The organism is Flavobacterium sp. WC2430 (assembly GCF_040822075.1).
Lineage (GTDB): Bacteria > Bacteroidota > Bacteroidia > Flavobacteriales > Flavobacteriaceae > Flavobacterium.
On record NZ_CP162007.1, the window covers coordinates 3127466 to 3150061 of the forward strand.

General features: G+C 32.4%; 20 protein-coding genes. 10 read left to right on the forward strand and 10 right to left on the reverse strand.

Translation table 11 applies throughout. The annotated features are described in order from the left end of the window. The first annotated feature begins 282 nt into the window (after positions 1-282). From AB3G36_RS13640 to AB3G36_RS13665, 6 genes are all read left to right on the forward strand, one after another. The gene (locus AB3G36_RS13640; RefSeq protein ID WP_367753646.1) at positions 283-2073 is read left to right on the forward strand and encodes an Ig-like domain-containing protein; all 1791 of its coding nucleotides are present in this window, start codon (positions 283-285) and stop codon (positions 2071-2073) included. Positions 2074-2152: 79 nt separating this feature from the next. Next, a complete protein-coding gene (locus tag AB3G36_RS13645; protein ID WP_367753648.1) occupies positions 2153-4186 on the forward strand; it encodes an outer membrane beta-barrel protein in 2034 nt (677 codons plus the stop codon). 196 nt (positions 4187-4382) lie between these two features. After that, complete coding sequence (locus AB3G36_RS13650) at positions 4383-5471, forward strand: alkene reductase (protein ID WP_367753650.1); 1089 nt, start codon at positions 4383-4385, stop codon at positions 5469-5471. 27 nt (positions 5472-5498) lie between these two features. Continuing rightward, a complete protein-coding gene (locus tag AB3G36_RS13655; protein ID WP_367757945.1) occupies positions 5499-6557 on the forward strand; it encodes a class I fructose-bisphosphate aldolase in 1059 nt (352 codons plus the stop codon). A 138-nt stretch (positions 6558-6695) separates the two neighbouring features. Then, entirely contained in the window at positions 6696-7169 is a 474-nt protein-coding gene (locus tag AB3G36_RS13660) for a nuclear transport factor 2 family protein (protein WP_367753652.1), read from the forward strand. After that, positions 7166-7612: a DUF1572 family protein gene (locus AB3G36_RS13665; RefSeq protein ID WP_367753654.1), complete on the forward strand. Its 447-nt coding sequence runs from the start codon at positions 7166-7168 to the stop codon at positions 7610-7612. The genes AB3G36_RS13660 and AB3G36_RS13665 overlap by 4 nt, the downstream gene beginning before the upstream one ends. Before the next feature lie 58 nt (positions 7613-7670). On the opposite strand, the gene AB3G36_RS13670 is transcribed toward AB3G36_RS13665, so the two are convergent. Next, on the reverse strand, positions 7671-7895 hold the full coding sequence (locus AB3G36_RS13670; RefSeq protein WP_367753656.1) for an SHOCT domain-containing protein: 225 nt from the start codon (positions 7893-7895) through the stop codon (positions 7671-7673). Positions 7896-8529: 634 nt separating this feature from the next. Between AB3G36_RS13670 and AB3G36_RS13675 the strand changes: the two genes are divergently transcribed. Genes AB3G36_RS13675 through AB3G36_RS13690 form a run of 4 tightly spaced genes read left to right on the forward strand, consistent with a single transcriptional unit; the run spans position 8530 to position 13260 of the window. Next, entirely contained in the window at positions 8530-10272 is a 1743-nt protein-coding gene (locus AB3G36_RS13675; RefSeq protein ID WP_367753658.1) for an APC family permease, read from the forward strand. 40 nt (positions 10273-10312) lie between these two features. Then, positions 10313-11122 (forward strand): mechanosensitive ion channel family protein, encoded by an 810-nt coding sequence (locus tag AB3G36_RS13680; RefSeq protein ID WP_367753660.1) that lies wholly within the window; start codon positions 10313-10315, stop codon positions 11120-11122. A gap of 6 nt (positions 11123-11128) precedes the next feature. Next, positions 11129-12028: a mechanosensitive ion channel family protein gene (locus AB3G36_RS13685; RefSeq protein ID WP_367753662.1), complete on the forward strand. Its 900-nt coding sequence runs from the start codon at positions 11129-11131 to the stop codon at positions 12026-12028. Between the two features lie 2 nt (positions 12029-12030). Then, a complete protein-coding gene (locus AB3G36_RS13690) occupies positions 12031-13260 on the forward strand; it encodes a cation:proton antiporter (protein WP_367753664.1) in 1230 nt (409 codons plus the stop codon). Between the two features lie 54 nt (positions 13261-13314). Here the strand turns inward: AB3G36_RS13690 and AB3G36_RS13695 are convergent, their stop codons facing one another. From AB3G36_RS13695 to menD, 9 genes are all read right to left on the reverse strand, one after another. Further along, positions 13315-14367: an o-succinylbenzoate synthase gene (locus AB3G36_RS13695; protein WP_367753666.1), complete on the reverse strand. Its 1053-nt coding sequence runs from the start codon at positions 14365-14367 to the stop codon at positions 13315-13317. A 30-nt stretch (positions 14368-14397) separates the two neighbouring features. Continuing rightward, complete coding sequence (locus AB3G36_RS13700; protein WP_367753668.1) at positions 14398-14574, reverse strand: hypothetical protein; 177 nt, start codon at positions 14572-14574, stop codon at positions 14398-14400. Between the two features lie 187 nt (positions 14575-14761). After that, positions 14762-15964: a tetratricopeptide repeat protein gene (locus AB3G36_RS13705; protein ID WP_367753670.1), complete on the reverse strand. Its 1203-nt coding sequence runs from the start codon at positions 15962-15964 to the stop codon at positions 14762-14764. A 161-nt stretch (positions 15965-16125) separates the two neighbouring features. Beyond that, positions 16126-16803 (reverse strand): metal-dependent hydrolase, encoded by a 678-nt coding sequence (locus tag AB3G36_RS13710; RefSeq protein WP_367753672.1) that lies wholly within the window; start codon positions 16801-16803, stop codon positions 16126-16128. Positions 16804-16814: 11 nt separating this feature from the next. Further along, positions 16815-17777, reverse strand: coding sequence for a 1,4-dihydroxy-2-naphthoate octaprenyltransferase (gene menA, locus AB3G36_RS13715; RefSeq protein WP_367753674.1), 963 nt, complete (start codon positions 17775-17777; stop codon positions 16815-16817). Between the two features lie 81 nt (positions 17778-17858). Beyond that, positions 17859-18689 carry a 1,4-dihydroxy-2-naphthoyl-CoA synthase gene (locus AB3G36_RS13720; RefSeq protein WP_367753676.1) on the reverse strand — a complete coding sequence of 277 codons (831 nt, stop codon included), beginning with the start codon at positions 18687-18689 and terminating at the stop codon, positions 17859-17861. A 764-nt stretch (positions 18690-19453) separates the two neighbouring features. Beyond that, complete coding sequence (locus tag AB3G36_RS13725) at positions 19454-20308, reverse strand: S1 RNA-binding domain-containing protein (protein WP_367753678.1); 855 nt, start codon at positions 20306-20308, stop codon at positions 19454-19456. A 111-nt stretch (positions 20309-20419) separates the two neighbouring features. Then, positions 20420-20761: a DUF2853 family protein gene (locus AB3G36_RS13730; protein WP_367753680.1), complete on the reverse strand. Its 342-nt coding sequence runs from the start codon at positions 20759-20761 to the stop codon at positions 20420-20422. Positions 20762-20878: 117 nt separating this feature from the next. Beyond that, positions 20879-22540 (reverse strand): 2-succinyl-5-enolpyruvyl-6-hydroxy-3-cyclohexene-1-carboxylic-acid synthase, encoded by a 1662-nt coding sequence (gene menD, locus AB3G36_RS13735; protein ID WP_367753682.1) that lies wholly within the window; start codon positions 22538-22540, stop codon positions 20879-20881. Positions 22541-22596 lie beyond the last annotated feature (56 nt).

Genomic DNA, 22596 nt, shown 5'->3' on the forward strand with positions numbered 1-22596 from the left:
GGAATTTTTTTATACCTAATGGACACAACATGGTTTTCGAACTCTTTAGCTATTTTCTAAATCTCACTTTATTTCTCTGAAATTGAAATAAATACTGCTATTGTAAAATAAAAGCAGTACTACCATTATTTTGTAAAAACCTAACATTGAGCATTTTAACATATTTTATAAATATACTATCAGTGAATTATAAAACAATGAAAGTTAATAGTATAACAGGTAAGAGGCATTAACAATGAACCTTTGTTCCACATAACAATCAATCCCCAAAATTAAATAAAAATGAAAACAAAAAAATTACTATTAACCGTCGCAGTACTCTTTATTGCATTATTTTATGGTTGTGCAAAAGATGATTTTCAAGAAGTAGATGGTGTTTGTCCGCTTGTGACAACTACCAGTCCAGTCAATGGAGCTATAAACGTTCCTCTTGATCAAATAATTACTGTAAGCTTTAATGAAGAAATGAATCCTGAAACTATAAATCAGTCTTCATTTACTTTAACCGGAACTTCACAAGTTGCAGGTGTAGTAACATACAGTGGAACTACAGCAACTTTTACTCCATCTGCATTGCTTACTCCTAACACTACGTACAGTGCAAGAATAACAAGAACTGTAAAAGATCTTACGGGTAACGCATTACAAACCGAAACTATTTGGACTTTCAGTACTGGTTTAACAATTACTCCAATGGTATCATCAACTGATCCTGAAAATAACACCAATAATGTTGTTTTAAACAAATTAGTAAGTGTTAATTTCAATATGCCAATGAAAGCTTCAACTATTAATACAACTAACTTTACTTTAAAACAAGGAACTACAGCAGTTTCAGGAACTGTATCGTATAGTGGTACTACCGCTATCTTTACTCCAGCAGGACCTTTAGCTCCTAATACTGTATACACAGCAACAGTTTCTAAAGCAGTAACAAATTTAGACAATACTGCATTATTAAGTGACTATGTATGGAAATTTACAACGGGTGCTTTAGTAGCTCCTACAGTAACTGCAACAGATCCAATAAACAATACGACAGGAATTAATCTAAATCAAACGGTTACAGCTAACTTTAGTATGATTATGGATCCGTTAACAATTAATGGAACGACTTTTACTTTAAAACAAGGTATAACAACAATTGCAGGAATAGTAAGCTATTCTGGAACAACTGCCTCTTTTAATCCAACAAATGATCTATTGGAAGGGAAACTTTATACTGCGACAATTACAACTGGTGCAAAAAATGCTACAGGTGTTGCTTTAGCAAATGATTATGTATGGAGCTTTACAACATTGGTTACAAACCCAACTATCCCTTCTACTTCAAAATTAACTTTCGGAGTCTTTGGTGGAAATGCTGGAATAACGAATCAAGGATTATTAACAAGAATTAATAATGGAGGAATTGGTACAACAGCAGCTTCTACATTAGTAACAGGTTTTACAGATATTTTAGCTTCACCATTTGAAGTATATACTGTTACACCTCTTAATAACGGTCTTGTAGCTGGTGGAGTCTTTGCTGCAGCACCTGCACCAGGAAATGGTACAAAAGCACAAATAGCACTTGAAGGATTGAATGCTGCAAGAGATGTTTATAATAGTATTTCTCCAGCTTCGAAACCAGGTGGAAGTGATCAAGGATCTGGTGAATTAGGAGCCTTATCATTGGCGCCTGGTGTGTATAAATCAGCAAGTGGTACCTATAAAATTACAAATGGTGATTTAGAATTAGATGCACAAGGTGATGCAAATGCAGTTTGGTATTTTCAAGCAGCATCATCCCTAACAGTGGGATCTCCAGCAGCTTCTAGAAGTGTTAAATTTAAAAATGGAGTTGGTTCAGCAAATAATGTGTATTGGTACGTAGGTAGCACAGCCGTAATTAACTACGGTGGTGGTGGTGTAATGGTAGGAAACATTATTGCTAATAATGGTGTGACATTGTCTTCTCCAGGAAATAGTACAACTCTTGTTGGTCAAGAAACAGTATTAAATGGTAGAGCTATTTCATTAGTTTCTTCGGTAACTATGGTAAATACAATTATTAATATCCCTGCTAATTAAGTAAACAATCAAAGTTTTAAATATCCCGTCTTAGGGCGGGATTCATTTAAATAAAACCTAATAATAAAATACATCAAAAATGAAATCAAAAAATATTTATAACGAGACACCATCTACTGCATGGTCTCTTACCAATCGTACCTTAAAAAGTATCGGAATTATTACTTTAGCTTGGTTGAGTTTTCAAACTTCAGTTCAAGCACAAGAGACTCTAGAAGCTAAGTATACAAAACCTTCATGGTATTTTGGTTTAGCTGGTGGTGCTAATTTTAATTTTTACAGAGGGTCAACACAGCAAATGAATGCTAGTTTTACTTCTCCTAAAACATTTCATGATGGATTTGGAGCTGGTCTTTTTATTGCACCACTTTTAGAATATCGTCCTGCTGATTCAAGATGGGGAGTTATGTTACAAGCTGGATATGACAATCGCAAGGGTAAATTTGACCAAGTAGTTACAGCATGTGACTGTCCTGCAGATTTAAAAACGAACGTGAGTTATATTACAGTGGAACCAAGTTTACGTTTTGCTCCTTTCAAATCTAATTTCTACGTTTATGGAGGTCCACGTTTGGCTTTCAATATGGATAAATCATTTACCTATCAATTAGGTATAAATCCTGCATATCCAGATCAAACCGCTAATCCAGCTGTGAAAGGTGATTTTGATAATGTAAATAAAACGATAGTTTCCATGCAAATTGGAGCTGGTTATGATATTCCACTTTCATCAGATAGTAATAAAATACAATTTGTATTGTCTCCTTTTGTTTCTTTTCAACCTTATTTTGGTCAAGATCCACGTTCAACTGAAACATGGAATATTACAACGGTAAGAGCAGGTGTTGCACTTAAATTTGGACAAGGCCAAAATATCCAACAGTCTACTGATATGGTAAAAGACGCCGAAGTACAATTCTCTATTAATTCACCAAGTAATGTACCAGGTGAGTCTAGATATAATGAAATATTCCCACTTAGAAACTATGTGTATTTTAATGCCGGTTCAACTGAAATTCCAAACCGTTATGTTTTATTAACTAAAAATCAGGTAAAAGATTTTAAAGAAGACCAATTAGAAGTCTTTGCTCCAAAAAACTTGTCTGACCGTTCAAAAAGACAAATGACTGTTTACTATAATGTATTAAACATTTTGGGTGACCGCATGCAAAAAAATCCTACATCAACAATTTCTTTAGTAGGGTCTTCAGAAAATGGTCCTACAGATGGATTAGCAATGGCCGAATCAGTTAAAACGTATTTAGTAAATGTGTTCGCTATTGATGCTTCAAGAATTAAAACTACAGGTCAAACAAAACCTAATATCCCTTCTTTACAACCAGGAGGAACATTAGAATTAGAACTTCTTAATGAAGGAGATCGTAGAGTTTCTATTGAAAGTACTTCTCCAGATTTACTAATGGAATTTCAAAACGGACCTGATGCCCAATTGAAACCAGTAAAAATTGTAGCACTTCAAGAAGCACCAATTGAAAGCTATGTTACTTTTGATAATACAGGAGCTACTGAAGCTTTATCGTCATGGTCTTTACAAATTGCTGATGAACAAGGAAAAGTACAATCTTTTGGTCCATATACAGAAGATCTAGTTCGTATACCTGGTAAAGCAATCTTAGGTAACCGTGCAGAAGGGGATTACAATGTAAAAATGATTGGTCAATCTAAAAGCGGTAAAATTGTACAGAAAGAAAGCCCAATACATGTTGTGCTTTGGACACCTGCTAAAGTGGAAGAAGGAATTAGATATAGTATTATTTATGAATTTAATAAATCTAAAGCGATTACAATCTATGAAAAATACCTAACTGAAGTTATTGCACCAAAAATTCCTAATGGAGCAACTGTAATTATTCATGGTCACACTGATGTAATTGGTGAAGAAGTCCATAATCAAGAATTGTCTTTAGCTCGTGCTAATGATGTGAAAAGTATCATTGAAAGTGGTTTGTCAAAAACTGGAAGAAATGATGTGAAATTTGAATTACATGGATTTGGGGAAGATGAAAATAAAGCTCCATTTGAAAATAAAACTCCAGAAGAGCGTTCTTATAATAGAACAGTAATAATTGATATTATTCCTGCTACTAAATAAAAGTGAATATATTTTTTATAATTTGAAAAAGAGGATAGAAACTTAAAAGTCTATCCTCTTTTTTTATGCTCCATTTTTATTAAATTATAAATAAAAAATAACACTTTCACCATTTAGAATTCAATTCTGCAACCATTTTCACCAATTAAATCAATAAATATAATTATCTTTATATCAGCAATTTAATACTTATATCATGAGAGAAAATCAATTATACACCCCTATAAAAATTGGCTCAATCGAATTAAAGAATCGAATTGTTATGGCGCCAATGACGAGATGCAGGGCATTAAAAAATATTCCAAATGAACTTATGTGTGAATATTATCAACAACGTTCAACTGCAGGATTAATTATTACCGAAGGAACAGCACCATCCCCTAATGGACTAGGGTATGCCAGAATTCCAGGAATTTTTAGTGAAAAACAAGTTGAGGCCTGGAAAAAAATCACAGAAACTGTACATAAGAACAATGGAAAAATAATTGTTCAGCTGATGCACTCAGGAAGAATAAGTCATCCACTTAATATGCCTGTTGGGTCCAAAATACTCGCTCCTTCAGCAGTAAAAGCAAGTGGACAAATGTGGACTGACTTAAAACATTTTCAAGATTTTGAAACTCCTACTGAAATGACTTTACAAGATATAATTCATGCCAAAACTGAATTTATATGTGCTGCCGAAAATGCCTTATTTGCGCATTTTGATGGTGTAGAGTTGCATGGAGCCAATGGTTATTTATTAGAAGAGTTCCTGTCACCAATAACTAATATCCGTACTGATAATTATGGCGGAAGTATTGAAAACAGATGCCGATTTGTTCTAGAAGTAGTAAAAGGTGTTGCCAATGCAATAGGAAAAGACAAAACAGGAATTCGCTTATCCCCTTATGGAGTAGCCAGCGATATGTCACATTATCCTGAAATAGATGCTACTTATGACTATTTATCTAAGGAACTTAATAAATTAGATATTGCATATATCCATTTAGTTGATCATTCTGCGATGGGATCCCCTCCTGTTCCATTAGAAATAAAGAAAATGATTCGTGAAAATTTCAAAAATGCTATTATTCTTTGCGGTGGCTTTAATAATGAAACCGCCGAAGAAGCTATTGAAAGTGGTTTAGCGGATCTTGTTGCTTTTGGTAGACCGTTTATCTTAAATCCTGATCTTGTAGATCGATTTAAAAATAATTGGCCACTTTGTGAAGATTTAAATATGGATCTATTTTATACCGCTGATGAAAAAGGATATACTGATTATTCTTTTTATAATTCTTGAGGAAATTAATATTTTATTAAAATTATGATGAAAGACATATTCCAATTATTAGATTTATTAGGTAATGATAAAGAGAACTTGTTGAATCATGTGTGTAAAACAATTGCTAAAAATCAAATCCATTTACCCAATAAAGATAGCGTTGATTCGTTTTTAAATAGTAATCGAAATGAGCAATCCATTAGAAGTATAAATCAACTTTATCACAATGGAAATCTTTCTGGAACTGGCTACCTATCTATTTTACCCGTTGATCAGGGAGTTGAGCATACTGCTGGTAGTTCCTTTTCTCCAAATCCAATTTATTTTGACCCAGAAAACATATTAAAGTTAGCATTAGAAGCTGGTTGTAATGCAGTAGCCTCTACAATGGGAGGTTTAGCATTGCTCTCTAGAAAGTATGCACATAAAATTCCTTTTATTGTAAAAATTAATCACAATGAATTAATGACGTATCCTAACAAATATGATCAAATCATGTTTGCAAGTGTACAAGACGCATGGAATATGGGAGCAGTTGCTGTTGGAGCCACCGTATACTTTGGTTCAACTGAGTCTGATAGGCAAATTATAGAAGTAACACAGGCCTTTGAAGAAGCTCATAATTTAGGAATGGCAACTATACTTTGGTGTTACACCCGAAACACAGCCTTTATAAAAGATGGAATAGACTACAATATTGCTGCAGATATTACAGGACAAGCCAATTATTTAGGCGTCACATTACAAGCAGATATTATAAAACAAAAATTACCACTCAACAATGGTGGTTTTACTACTTTAAAATTTGCTAAAACTAATCCTGATATGTATTCAAAACTGTCTAGTGAGCACCCTATCGATTTGTGCCGTTATCAAGTACTAAATTGTTATTCAGGTCGCATTGGAATGATTAGTTCTGGCGGAGAATCAAAAGGTAAAACTGACTTTGCAGAAGCGGTAAGAACAGCAGTAATAAATAAAAGAGCAGGAGGTTCTGGAGTGATAATGGGGCGAAAATCTTTTCAACGCTCTTTTAGTGAAGGTGTTAAACTCATAAATTCAGTACAAAACATCTATTTGTCAAATGAAATAACAATTGCCTAATAAGTAAAATAGATAGTCAAACAACTAAAAAATAATTGAAATCTTAAAAATATTAAATTAAATTCATTTTTAGATATTGAATATAAAATTAATTCTTAACAAAAAAATTATTATTTTTACTGTTCATAATTTTTAAATATGACCGAGAACGAAAAAACGCTAACCAAATTCTACACTGCCTTTACTAATGCCGATGCATCTACAATGTGCGAATGCTATCATCCAGATATTAAATTTAGAGATCCTGTTTTTGGTCTATTAAAAGGGAATCAAGCTTGTGATATGTGGAAAATGCTAATTAAAAGTAGTAAAGGAAACATCATAATAGTATTCTCTAATATAGAAGCTGATGAATATTTAGGTACTGCAAAATGGGTAGCCACCTATAATTTTAGCAAAACGAAACGGAAAGTTATAAATGAAGTAAGTTCTCATTTCCATTTTAAAAACGGTTTAATTATTAAACATACTGATGATTTTGACATTTGGAAATGGTCAAAACAAGCTTTTGGAATTCCTGGAATCTTATTTGGTTGGACTGGTTTCATGCAAAAAAAAATTCACGAGAAAGCAATTTCATCACTTAAGGATTACCAAAAAAATAAACAATGATAATTAATACTCTAAAAACTATATTTAAACGAGATCTTAATCAGTTAATAAACGAAATTGAATTGTATCAAAATGAGAGTTTAATATGGCATGTTGAAAAAGAAATATCAAATTCAGCTGGAAATCTATGCCTACACTTAATAGGAAATCTTAATACATACATAGGAAGTGTTTTTGGAAATACTAACTATATCAGAAATAGACCTCTTGAATTTTCATTAAAGAATGTTCCTAAATCCGATTTGATACAAAAAATCGATGCCACAATACTTGTAGTCGAGGAAGCTTTAAATGCAATAAAAGAAGATGATTTAAAAATGGACTATCCATTGTTAGTATTCGAAAACAAAACGTCAACGGAGTTTATGCTCATACATTTGACTACTCACCTATCCTATCATCTAGGACAAATAAATTACCACCGCCGCTTATTGAATGAATAAATTAGTCTTTGTTTAGAGAGCAAAAATAATTCTAATAGATCTATTCAATTTAAAGAGTCTAATTATCTCCTAGTATTTTTTTTCTTTCTTCAAATTCGGCTGTAGACAACTCCCCATTTGCATATCTTCTTTTCAAAATTTCCAAAGGGGATTCCTTTTCCGAAAACTTATTAGTATTGGATTTAACAAAAAATCGAAATAAAAAAATAAAACAAAATACCATTATAGGTAACCATATAACCCACATTATTCCCATGTTCCAGTAAGTATCGTGATACATCATTATTTCCAGCAATTAATGTTATTAAGTAATTTGCTTTTATTAGTTAATATAGACCTTCTTTTTAAGCAAAATCCAATTTAACTCATTTTTTACAAGTTATAAACTATCTTATTATTCACCATGACTGCATTTTATATCTATAGAATCTATCTCCATGCTATTACCAATTACCATCTTTTTATTACCAATAACATGTGTTGTGTTTTTTCTATTTTTTAAATATAATTCGAACTGCCTTGCCAATTGCCAGTCTTCACTAATTGTTTTAAAAACTTCTTTTTACTGAAGAGAATCCTTCAATAAAATATTTATAGATTGTTTTTGAGCATTTATCTGGAAACTAACAAAAAACACTGTGACAATTGACCATTTAAATTTTAAAAGAAGTTTCATAGTACCAATTTTTACAATTCTTTTTATAGTGCTTAAAGATAATGAATTAAAAACTAAAATTATTCAAATATCTGAAAATCAATATTTTAAAATAAAAAAAATACAATCCGTACTTAAAAATGCTTTTCATTTCTCTTTTATGATGAATCAAGAATTTATTATCTAATTTGGCAATCTATTACAAATGATTATCTTGCGAGTAATGTATATCAACAATTGTTGAGCTAAATCTAAAAAAATAATGAAAAAAGTATTACATAAAAAATTAAATGAATTACAAGCAACCGCAATTTGCGGAAATGATATTAGTTCATCTTGTCTTTACGTATCGGCACTTACAATTATGTATGCGGGCCAATATGCTTGGATTTCATTATTATTAGTTGCAGTTGTATTATTTTTATTCCGAAAAATATATGGTGAAGTTGTTGGTGCCATACCTCTTAATGGAGGCGCTTATAATGTATTATTAAATACTTCTTCCAAAAGGTTAGCTTCGCTTGCTGCTACTTTAACGGTATTATCTTATATGGCGACAGCTGTTATATCGGCATCTGAAGGAATGCATTATCTACATGGTATAGCTCCAGGAATTAATGTCGCAATTGCAACAGTAGTTGTATTACTTGCTTTTACTGGATTAGCTATTTTAGGAATTGGAGAATCAGCAATTGTTGCTGTTGCTATTTTTATTATTCATTTATCGACCTTAAGTATATTAGTCCTAGCGTCTTCTTGGTTTATTTTCTCTAATGGATTAGAAACTTTCAATATCAACTGGAGTCTACCTGTGAGTTCAGGCGGAATTATCAATGCATTATTCTTAGGGTTTTCGGCAGCAATGTTAGGTATTTCAGGTTTTGAAAGTTCAGCTAATTTTGTTGAGGAACAAGAGCAAGGTGTTTTCCCTAAAACACTTCGTAATATGTGGGCTATAGTAAGTTTTTTCAATCCAGTTATAGCATTATTATTAATTTGTATTATCCCCCTTGCGCAAGTTGGAGAACATCAAGAGTCATTATTAGCTTATTTAGGACACACAACTGGTGGATCTTGGTTAGCTTATCTTATCTCTATAGATGCTGTTCTAGTACTTTGTGGTGCTGTTTTAACTTCATTTGTAGGAGTATCAGGTTTATTAAATCGTATGACTTTAGACCGTATTTTACCCAACTACTTTTTAAAACAAAATAAGCGTGGTTCTAATTATAGAATAATCATCAGTTTCTTAATATTATGTGTATCCGTTTTATTCGTTACGGCAGGTAATCTTATTGCATTAGCTGGAGTTTACACCTTCTCGTTCTTAGCGGTAATGGGATTATTTGGAATTGGAAATTTATTATTAAAATTCAAACGTAAAAAATTACCAAGACCAGAAAAAGCGAGAGGAATTGCAGTAGTTTTTGCAGTTTCACTTATCATAGCTGCCTTTATAGGAAATGTTCAATTAAATGTTGACTCTTTCTACACTTTTATTAAATACTTAATTCCAGCTTTACTTTTTGTCTCAATTATGCTCAACCGATCTTTTCTTATAAAAGTATTGATTGAAGCTTTAGAATATTTTTACAAACCATTACGAAGAATGGTTATTTTCAGTAATCGTTATTTATTGAAAATGAATTTAAAAATCAATTCACAAGAACTTGTATTTTTCACAAAAGGGGATGACGTCGCGATCATAAATAAGGTAATGCAATACGTTCAAAATAACGAAACCACTAAAAAATTAAAAATTGTCAATGTAAAAAGTGAAGGGGAAAATAACGATTTACTTATAAAAGATCTTAAAGTATTAGATCGCGCCTATCCTGAAATTGATATCGAATTTATTGAACTAGAAGGTGTTTTTGGTCCTGAAATCATCGATGAACTATCAAATAAATGGAAAATTCCAAAAAACTTTATGTTTATTGGTTCTCCAGGAAATCGTTTCTCTTATAGAGTATCTGAACTTGGTGGTGTACGTTTAATTATGTAATTTTAATATTCTCTTATTTAATTCTCTCAATAACAATGCAATGAAAGAACTATTAAACTATACTCTTTTTCAAGATGGAGAATTCAATATTAAGATTATTAGCATTATAAAGCTATTCGTCTTTCTTATCGTAACGGGTCTTCTTTTGAAAATTATTAAAAAAACAATTTACAAAGTTGACAAAATTGACGAAGCTAAAAAATATTCCATTTACAGTTTAGTCAGATATTTAATTATTGTAATTTCGATTATCACTGGTTTACAACTATTTGGATTCAATTTATCGGTACTAGTAGCAGGTTCAGCAGCATTATTAGTTGGGATTGGTTTGGGATTACAAAACCTATTTAGTGATTTTGTTTCTGGAATTATACTCTTGGTTGACTCTTCAGTTAAGGTAAATGATGTAATAGAAGCTGACGGATTAATATGTATTGTAAAGGAAATCAACTTAAGAACAACCACCGTTTTAACGCGAGATGATAAATACATTATCCTACCTAATTCTAATTTAACAAAAAATCAGTTAATAAACTGGACACATAATGATCTCTCGTCAAGGTTTGACGTCAATATAGGTGTAGATTATTCATCGGATATAAAACAAGTAATGCAAGTACTTAAGGAAGCTGTTGATAGTCAAAACGGTGTACTAAAGGAACCAAATCCTTTTGTTCGATTTACTGATTTTGGTGATTCATCACTAAATTTTTCTGTTATTTTCTGGTCTGAAGATGTTTTTAGAGTCGAAAGTATAAAAAGTGAAATGAGGATCAAAATATTTGAATTATTTAAAGAAAATAATATCATCATTCCTTTTCCTCAAAGAGTAATACACATCAACAAATAGACAAAAATGGAAAAGCAAATCCAAGAATACCTATATAATCCCACTGTTGGGAAAATTGTGACTTTTCTTGTTGGTGTTGTCATAATTTGGATGATTATTAATGCCCTTCAAAAAAAGCTGTTTTCAAAAATTAAAGACAATGACAATCGATATAAAGCTAAAAAGTTCAGCACTTTTGTGGGTTATTTGATAACTATTATTTTTTTGACTGTTGTTTTTAGTGATAAGTTAGGTGGATTTACTGTTGCATTAGGCGTAGCTGGAGCAGGAATAGCATTTGCTTTACAAGAAGTAATAGCATCCTTTGCTGGTTGGTTAGCCATCATGTTTGGTGGATTTTATAATACAGGAGATCGCGTACAACTAGGAGGAATAAAAGGAGACGTAATGGATATTGGAGTGCTACGAACTACAATTATGGAAACAGGGCAATGGGTTGATGGTGATTTATACAATGGAAGAATAGTATTGATTGCCAATAGTTATGTTTTTAAAGAACCTGTTTTTAATTATTCTGGAGATTTTCCTTTTTTATGGGACGAAATAAAGATTCCTATCCAATATGGCAGTAACTACGATAAAGCTAAAGAAATAATATTGAATGTAGGTATCGAAGTTGCAGGTGATTTAACCAATACTTCAAAAGAAAAATGGAAAAAACTTCAAAATAAATATAGATTAGAAGACGCACAAACTGAACCCATGATTTCCTTGGTTGCCAATGACAATTGGGCCGAATATACGCTTCGTTATGTGGTAGGTTATAAAAAAAGAAGATTTACCAAAACAGCATTGTTTTCTAAAATCTTAAGCCAAATAGAAGCTACAAACGGAGAGGTAAAAATGGCTTCCGCCACATTCCACTTGGTTCAAGCACCTGATTTCAATATCAATATCAAAAAATAATAATGGACGTATTTCATCTTTTTTCAATACTAATTGTAGTATCAGCAGTCTTTGCTTATATTAATTTTCGTTACCTAAAATTACCAAGCACTATTGGTTTAATGCTTGTGTCCTTAGTTTTTTCTCTATTTATATTAGTTTTTGGGAATAATTTCCCTGATTTCAAGCAAGACATAACCGCTACCATGTACAATATCAATTTTAGTGAATTACTACTGGAAGGAATGTTGAGTTTTATGCTTTTTGCAGGAGCAATTCACATTAAATTCAAAGATTTGAACAATGAAAAATTAAGTATCTTATTATTTTCAACCATAAGCGTCCTGATTAGTACCTTCCTAATAGGATTTGCATCTTATTATGTATTGACTTTTATGGGTTTCAAAATAGATTTGATCCACTCCATGCTTTTTGGAGCTTTAATTTCACCTACAGATCCTATTTCAGTTTTGAGTATTTTAAAGAGTACTGGAATTTCAAAATCATTAGAAACAATCATCGCAGGAGAATCTTTATTTAACGACGGTGTAGCTGTTGTAGTATTCATTACACTATTAAAACTAGCTAGTCCTGGTGCAAACTTGGACGCAATTAGTATAATGATGTTGTTTGGTCAAGAAGCTATCGGAGGTTTAATTCTAGGTCTGATAGTGGGTTATATTGGATTTAAATTCATAGCCAGTATAGATCATTACCAAGTAGAAGTATTAATCACTTTAGCAATCGTTATGGGAGGTTATACACTGGCACACTATCTTCATGTTTCTGGCCCACTAGCTATGGTTGTTGCGGGGTTGATTACTGGTAACCAAGGGAAAACTTTAGGTATGTCAGATATAACAGCACGATATGTAGACGGATTTTGGGAACTAATAGATGAAATCCTAAATGCACTTCTTTTTGTACTTATAGGATTAGAACTTTTAGTTATTCAAACCAATCAAAAAATACTTATTGCAGCTTTTATTATTTTAGTCATTACACTAATTACTCGTTACATATCCATTTTTATTCCATCTATTTCGGTACGACTTAAAGAAAAAATAACTCAAAAAACGAGACTAATATTAACGTGGGGAGGTCTAAGAGGAGGCATTTCTATTGCTCTAGCTTTATCAATTAATCCAGAATATCACAAAGAAATATGGGTAACAATCACCTATGTAATTGTTTGTTTTTCTATTTTAGTACAAGGACTAACTATTGGAAAATTTGCTAAAAAAATGCAATAAAAATAAGCTAATAAAACCTGAATCGACATTTTAAAAAACACGCCTTTTCGATAGTTAAACCGTTTCTAATTGGTTAAAATCAAAGTCCCAACCACGGTCTTTTTCATACCATAATTGCCCTTGACGAACTTGCAATGGGCAATCAAAATTATTAGTATAAAGTGCTCCAGTCCCTAACCCTTGTGGCATTAAATTGTGCTGTAAATAAGTCCATTGTGCGATGGCATTTAAACCAATATTACTCTCCAAAGCCGAAGTAATCCACCAACCAATTTGATACTTATCGGCCAGTAAAATCCACTCTTTCGTTCCTCTAAAACCACCTATAAAACTAGGCTTCAAAATGATAAATTGGGGCATTATTTTTTGCAATAACCGTTCTTTATCTTCAAATGAAAACACGCCAATCAGCTCTTCATCCAAAGCAATCGGCAAAGGAGTGGCTTTACATAGCTCTGACATCCTGTCAGTGTTGTTTTTAGCAATAGGTTGCTCTATGCTATGCAATACATAACCAGCTAGTTGTATTATTTTAACTAAAGCTTCATTTAAACCGAAAGCGCCGTTAGCATCCACTCGGATTTCGACTTGTTCAGGACTGAAATTTGCCCTAATAAAAGCTAACAATTCCAATTCTTTATCGAAATCTATCGCTCCAATCTTCAATTTTATACAATTGAATCCTTGGGCTAATTTTTCCTCGATTTGCTCCTTCATAAAAGAAGGTTCTCCCATCCATACAAGTCCATTGATTTGAATTGATTTTTCACCCGCAACAAAGTCCGAAGGAAACAATTCAAAAGGTGTTACACTTGCCAAAGATTGAAAGGCCATTTCCACCCCAAACTGTATTGAGGGAAACTCAATTAAAGCTTCCAAAAGTTGCTCTTCACCCAGATGAATATTTGTACAAGTCCATCGCAATTTATCTTCATAATCTGGTCGATCATCAATACTCAAACCGCGCAAAACACCACACTCTCCTATTCCTTTTTTACCGTCTTTTTCAAGCACAATAAACCAAGTTTCTTTTTGAGTTAATACGCCACGAGAAGTCCCAGACGGACGCTTGAAGTCGAGAATGTATTTGTGGTAAGTAGCTTTCATTTTAATGCGAACTAAATTGTTTTTAAAGAATTACGCTTTTGGTTTCATCAAGTAGGAGATTCCAATTAATAAAATTCCGAAAAAACTCAATATAGTAAACATATAGGTTGGACTTTCCACCAATAGATACATTTTAAGATTTAAAACCACGCCAATAAATAGCATAAATATTCCAAAATAACGTGTAATTGTAATTGCTGTTTTCATAAATTATTTATTTTTTAAAGCATTTAAAGTTCTTAGCTCTATGATTCAAACATATAATCATATAAGTTTTATTATTGCAATCGAAAACCTATTTTAAGTAATAAATCTAAAAGTATATAAGGTATTTAAGGACATCTGAGTTTCCTCAACATCTGCTTAACTTAAATGACTTATATGGTTACAAAAACTATTTTTCCATCAACTTCAAAACTCTTTCAAAATCTCCCGAAGGCAAACCTACTTTCTTGAAGATAGCAAAGTCACTATTGATTTTTTGAATCCAACTTAAGCTATCCGTTACGTTTTGAGTTTGATATTCTTTGTAAATAGTTTTAGCACTTCTATACTCGTCATTGAATAAATAAGCATGTGCTAAATTTAGTTTTACTAACAGTTCAGTATCATCTAGCTTCACTCCTTCTTTTAAAGATTTGATTGCTTTACCATATTGCTTGGTTAAAATATAAGTGTACCCAATTGCATTATAATCTAATGCTGTGGCTTTACCTTCATTGATAATTGTATTGTATTGTGCAATTGCGTTGCCATAATCTCCTTTTTTAATGAAATTGGATGCTTGGATACGTAAATTATCCAAAACACCTTTAGAACCGTTTATTTCATTAAAACAACTATTGCCAAAATCTTTGTATGCTTTTGCTTGTTCTATAGCGAGTAGTTTTTGGAATTCCTGAAACTTGTACTGCTTTTGAATTTTTTCTTCAATACAAATACAAAAATCATCCGAGTTAGATAGTTTTCTAGCCAAAGCAGATGTTTTACATTGATTGATAATGTATTTTCTATTTTCCAAAGTCCATCCTCTACTAAGCTTAGTATCTACCCAAGGCACTACTTCAAGAATTATTTTTTGTTTCATAATCCAGTTGCTGCTTTTGAAACCAAACCATAAATTAGTCGTATTGGATTTCAAGCAACTTGATTTATCGATGGACAATCGGTTAGCATCTTTGCTTAATGGTACATCTTGAACTACACAAGCCTTATCTGTTTTATCGTCTTTTTGATACGCTAAAGCGAGCTCATTTGATGAAAAAACAGCATATTTACATTTATCCGTTCCTGAAATTTTAGATAAAATAAAGACCGCTCCTGCTGAGCCTTGACTAATACCTGTTGGGTCAGGAATGGCTTTCAATAGAGAAACTAAACTACTGGCCATTTGTTGATTTTCATCCAATAAAGTAATGCGATAAATCAACTCTGTAGTTCCTACAGGAAAATCCTCTGTTTTTACAATGACTCTGTCTCGTGCTGAAACAATAATTTCCTTAGTAGTTGCTCTGTCTTTGTCCCAATAGCCTTCTTTTTGAGCAAAAGCCGACTGATAAAAAATGCTAATAAATAGCAATGCAATGATTTTTTTCACTTTGGTTTAATTTATTGCAATTAGCCGTAGCACAGATGGAAGTGAAAATCCTTGTGTGCCAGGTTTTGGCACATAAGATTACTCCACTTAACTTTCATTTACATAGGAGTTCAGTGAACTTTGTTTGTAACAAACAGCTGGAAATAGCTCCTTAAGAAAAATTATAATTCGATACTATCCCCTATTTCCAATAGCATTAAGTCCTTTCCCTTATCAAAAAACTTTTGAATGCTTTCTTTGTGATCAATTTTGATATACCCAAAAGTGTCGAAATGATACCCAAGGATTTTGTCACAATCTACAAAATCAGATGCAATAATAGCGTCCTCAACATCCATGGTAAAATTATTTCCTATTGGTAAAATTGCTAGATCTAATTTGGTTCTCATAGGAATCAATTTCATATCCATAGTCAAAGCGGTATCTCCAGCGATATAAATGTTTTTATGCTCGCCTTCGATTACAAAACCTCCTGGATTCCCACCGTAAGATCCGTCAGGAAATGAACTGGAATGAATCGCATTTACATACTTTACTTTTCCAAAATCAAAATTCCAACTTCCGCCGTGATTCATAGGATGCGCAGTAAAACCTTTGGCTGCATAGTGACCCGCAATTTCAGCATTTGAAACAATAACGGCTCCAGTTCTTTTGGCGATTACTTCTACATCTAGAATATGATCTCCATGAGCATGCGTCAATAAGATATAATCAGCTTTTAAAGTTTCTATATCAATATGTGCGGCCAATGGATTTGCTGTGATAAATGGGTCCACTAAAATGTGTTTCCCTCCTACTTTGATCCCTAAAGATGCGTGTCCGTAAAATGTTATTTTCATAGTTTTATTTTTTATCTACCCCCCATAAATGTGTTCACAATAATATCCGAAAAAAAGTAAATCATACACAAAGAAAGCAATACTGAAAGTGCAAATGTACTTAGTGCTAGTTTTTTTAATTCAGGATCTAATAACTTTGGGTCTTGGTTTTTATAAACGTTAATTAAATGTTTTGTTAAAGGTATGTATGCCAGTAGGAATAAGTATTGGTCAAATTGAAAGCTATTGAGTAAAGCAAAAATCAATACTAAAGCCATTGAAAAAAGAATTAAAAAGTAATGGTATAATTTTGCTTTTTTACCTCCAATTTGTACAACCAGCGTATTCTTCCCTACTTTTTTATCAGATTCTTCATCCCGCATATTGTTTAAATTCAACACTCCTACGCTCAAAAAGCCTATAGCCATTGCTGGTAAAAAAAGTTCTAAATCAATTTGTTTTGAATATAAAAAGTTCACGCCCAAAGTACTTACTAATCCGAAAAAGATAAATACAAATACATCTCCAAAACCACGATATCCGTATGCTTTACTTCCTACCGTATAACGTATCGCCGATGCAATTGCTAAAATTCCCAGTACTAAATAGAAAAAGGAATAGAACAGGTTTGTATCACCAAAAGCAAAATAAATTAGTAACATCGCTGAAAGCAACGTAAGTCCCGAAGTAATGATTATAGCTCGCTTCATGGCTTGTGGTGAAATTACTCCACTTTGTATGGCACGTTTTGGTCCCACACGATCTTCATTGTCGGTTCCTTTCATTCCATCGCCATAATCATTGGCAAAATTAGATAAGATTTGTAATCCAAGTGTAGTTAGTATTGCAAAACCAAAGAGTCTCCAATTAAAAACTTCAGTTGGGGTAAGTACATTATCTGTTGGGTTAGCCAAGGCGTACATACTTCCCACAATTATTCCTGATACCGATAAAGGCAACGTGCGCAAACGGGCCGCTTCAATCCAATGTTTCATTTTATATATTTAGTTTAATGTTTAGAGTTTAATCGTTTAAAGCGTTTAAAATAACTTTAAACATTAAACCTAAAACTATTTTTAAGGTAACCATTTTTTTTCAAAATTTGGTTTTCTTTTTTCCAAAAAGGCATTTCTTCCTTCTTTGGCTTCTTCTGTCATATAAGCTAATCGAGTAGCTTCGCCAGCAAAAACTTGTTGCCCTACCATACCATCATCGGTAAGATTCATGGCAAATTTTAGCATTTTTATTGCCATTGGCGATTTTCCTAATATTTCCTGCGCCCATTCGTACGCCGTATCTTCCAATTCAGCATGAGGAATAACAGCATTGACCATTCCCATATCCATTGCATCTTGAGCAGAATAATTGCGTCCCAAGAAGAAAATTTCTCTGGCTTTCTTTTGTCCTACCATTTTAGCTAGATAAGCCGAACCGTATCCACCGTCAAAACTCGTTACATCAGCATCTGTTTGTTTGAAAATAGCGTGTTCTTTACTAGCCAATGTTAAATCACAAACTACATGCAAACTATGTCCTCCTCCTACGGCCCAACCGGGAACTACAGCGATAACTACTTTTGGCATGAAACGAATCAAGCGTTGTACTTCTAAAATATTCAAACGATGTTGCCCATCTTCACCAACATATCCTTGATGCCCGCGCGCATTTTGATCTCCTCCACTACAAAAAGAGTACACACCATCTTTAGATGATGGCCCTTCAGCTGAAAGCAAAACTACACCTATTGAAGTATCTTCTTGTGCATCATAAAAAGCATTATACAATTCCGAAGTAGTTTTAGGACGGAATGCATTGCGTACATCTGGCCTATTAAAAGCAATTCGTGCGACACCATTGCATTTTTTATAGGTTATATCTTCATATTCTTTTACAGTAATCCAATTCATTATAATTGTTTTAATTATTATAGTGTAAAAATAAATCATTTTTTAGACTTTTAGCAATTGTATGGGAGTCTATCTGTAAGTAAAATTTTATCTAGTATCCATTTTTAGAAAAAAAATCAACTAATCTTTAAATTTAACAATAGCTAAAAAAAATATTTGCTATCTTTAAACATTACTAATCAACATTGTATGATTTTTTTGAGACCTGATTGGTAAAATTACTTCACTGATTTATTAATTTAAAAAAAGAATAATTTGAATCCAATTCATTTTTTTGTCGCTCCTTTTTCTACAGTGATAAGTTATAAAATTATTTCTAAAGCTAAGATTAAAGAGTATAACGGTATAAGCATTTGCCCTAAAGTAAAAAATAAAGAGTAACACCTACGGTTAAAAAAAAAGATTCCTATTTGATTGCAAAAAATAAGTTTAGCATACGCATAATTGTTATTTTCAAGAAGACTGATCTTTCAATATATATACACAACCAATGGCTTTAACGTGAAATTAATTCTTAACTCAAAAAGCATCTATTTGTGCACTTAAAGACAATCCATTTTATAAAGTAATTTGCGCTTAAGGCTATATTTTTAAAATAGTATTAGCATACTATTCCATCTAAAAGTGAATAAATCTACTTTAAAAAATGACATTACATTTATTTTTTTGTTGTTTTGCATTTTTATAATCCAAACCAACATAAAAGAAGAAAGACTAACCGGTATGATTAGTCTTTCTTTTTTTATGTATTATATTGTATTTAATTATTCTTTAACCAAATAAATTCCGTCTTCTTTTATTTCAATCAATTTTTCTCTATACAAAGCGCCTATTGCTTTCTTGAACGTTTTTTTACTCATTTTCAAGACCGTCTTAATGTCTTCCGGATGCGAATTATCTGTCAATCGCAAGAAACCTCTACTCGCTCTTAGCTCATCCAAGATTTTATCCGCATTTGGCTCAATGCTTTGGTAGCCTTGAATTTGAAGCGCCACATCAATTTTATTATCAGGACGAATGTTTTTTATGTATCCTCGCATACGATCTCCCGTACGAATCGCGTCATCATAAACCTCATCTTTATACAACAACCCTTTATGACGTTCATTAATGATTACGTTGATTCCTAAATCAGTAATATGCGAAACAATTAAATCGACTTCTTCTCCTTTTTCAATAGTCAGTTCTTCATTTTTCAAGAATTGATTGGTTTTACTAGAAGCCACTAATCGGTTTGTTTTTTCATCCATATAAAGATAAACCAAGTAACGTTTTCCTTTTTCCATAGGACGTGCTTGCTCTTTAAACGGAACCAAAATGTCTTTCTCCATTCCCCAATCCATAAAAGCACCTATTTGATTGACATAATTCACACGTAAAAGCGCAAACTCATTCAATAATATATACGGTTCTAATGTAGTTGCTACTGGGCGTTCTTCGTGATCTAAATAAACAAAAACAATAACCTCCTCACCTATTTCAAATTCATTTGGAACATATTTGTTAGGTAAAAGGATATCATGAATTCCTTCTGGATCTTTCTCTGGGTTACCCAAAAATAAACCAACTTTAGTATCACGAAGTATTGTAAGCGTATTGTATTTTCCTATTTCAATCATTTTATTCTATTTTCTTGAGTGCAAAGGTACGAAGTTTGAAGATGAGAAAACGAAAAATTACCTCACAAAAAAAAGCGCCTAAAAGACGCTTTTACATTTTTATATCAATTACTAATTGTAAACACTTTCTTTTTTAAAGTGAACTGCTAACAAATAATAAACTACTGCTCTGTATTTATTTGCATTTGAGCGACCATACTTTTCAATGACAGCATCGATTCCTGCATCCAAATCTGGACTATCTTTAAGACCTAACTTTTTAATTAAAAAGTTATTTTTCACTGTATCTAATTCTGATTGTTGACTTCCTGCTACTGTTGAAGAATCTTTATTATAGATAGAAGGTCCACAACCAATAGTTACTTTTGTCAATAAATCCATATCTGGATTAACTCCACATTTATCTTTTAAATCTGCAGCATATTTTACAATTAAATCTTCTCTTGCGCTCATAAATAATAGTTTATAGTTTTTGTTAATATTCGAATAGACGCAAATTTAGAAAATAAATCATTACAAACCCATTTAAAGACAAAGAAAAAGGTGATTTTACATTAAAATAAACTCCCCTTAAACTAATTCCTTAAAATATTGAAGTAAAATTCGATCATTATCTAAAGTTGGAGTGAAAATCTCTAAAATAGACGGTTTTTCATTCTGCTCGTATAAATTACTTAAACTATTTTTTAACGAAGTTTCATCACTGGCGATACTATATTCAAATCCATACATTTTAGCCAAATGTTCAGCAGTAAGACAATGCGATGTTTCAAAAAAGGTATTAAAAACGGGAGTTTCCTCATGTCCAGGTAAAATTCTAAAAATTCCCCCTCCACCATTATTAATCAAAATTATCTTAAAATCCTTAGGAATATAATTATTCCACAACCCATTACTATCATATAAAAAACTAATATCTCCGGTAATAAAGGTAGTTTGTTTTTTATTGGCAACAGCCGCACCAATAGCCGTAGAAATACTTCCATCGATTCCACTTGTTCCTCGATTGCAATACACTTCAATCGAAGGATCAATATCGATTAATTGTGCATATCGAATGGCAGAGCTATTACTGATTTGTAATTGGCTGTTTTTAGGTAAACTAGGAATTACGGTTTCGAAAACTTTAAAATCTGAAAAAGGAATTTTAGCTAAATAAAGATTGCTTTTTTGCTTTCGCAAAAGGGTAACTTTTTCTGTTTTTTCAAAATAATCAGTGACAACTATTTTGGTAAGTGGTAAAAATGCATCAAAAAACACATTGGTATCTGCTTCAAAATGCTCCGTTAAAACACCAAAAGTATCGTAAGCCCTTAACGGATCAATATGCCAATGGTGTTTTGGTTTGTATTTACGGAGAAAGGCTTTAATGCGTTTGGACACAATCATTCCTCCAAAAGTTACTAAAATATCTGGACAAAATTCTTCAAAATCTTCATTTGAGAATGGTGTAATAATAGTATCAATGTTGTTGATAAAAGAGGGATGATGCAGATTGGAAGTGGTTTCTGTTAAAACAACTACCGAATTGTCATTGGCCAAAGCCTCTACTGTTCTCTCGTTCACAACGTTTGGATCATTGACACCTACCAAAACCATTTTCCGATGAAAGTTGTTCCAAATAGTTGCGAATTTTGCTAAATCATCATTAGAAATCGTCTGGGTTTCATTTGCGGAAGCAAAAACATTGACAGCAACTGAAAGTTCAGAAACCGTTTCGTATAAGGGTTCTTCAAAAGGAGCATTAATATGAACTGGACCTTTTTTATCTATTGCAGTATTTATTGCCGCATTTATTTTTTGATCGTTTTCAGTCGAGGGTCCTTCTTGTAAATTAGCATTATAAACGGAATGATTTTGGAATACATTTTCTTGACGAATCGTTTGTCCGTCGCCGATATCAATCTTACTCTGTGGACGATCAGCCGAAATTACAATCAATGGAATCTGACTGTAAAAAGCTTCCGCAAAAGCAGGGTAATAATTCAACAATGCAGATCCCGAGGTACAAACTAGGGCTACTGGTTGCTTCGTTTGTTGTGCTATACCTAGTGCAAAAAAAGCCGCGGAACGTTCATCGGCAATACTATAACATTTAAAAGCTGAATTACTAGCAAAACCAATTGTCAACGGGGCGTTACGAGAACCTGGAGATATAACTATTGTGGTGATTCCTTTGCCCAAACAAGTTTGAATGATACTTTGAGCTAAAGGTATTTTGGGGTAAATCATTAAAATTTAGTTTAAAGTTCGAGGTTCAAAAAACAATAAATTGTTTAAATCCTCAA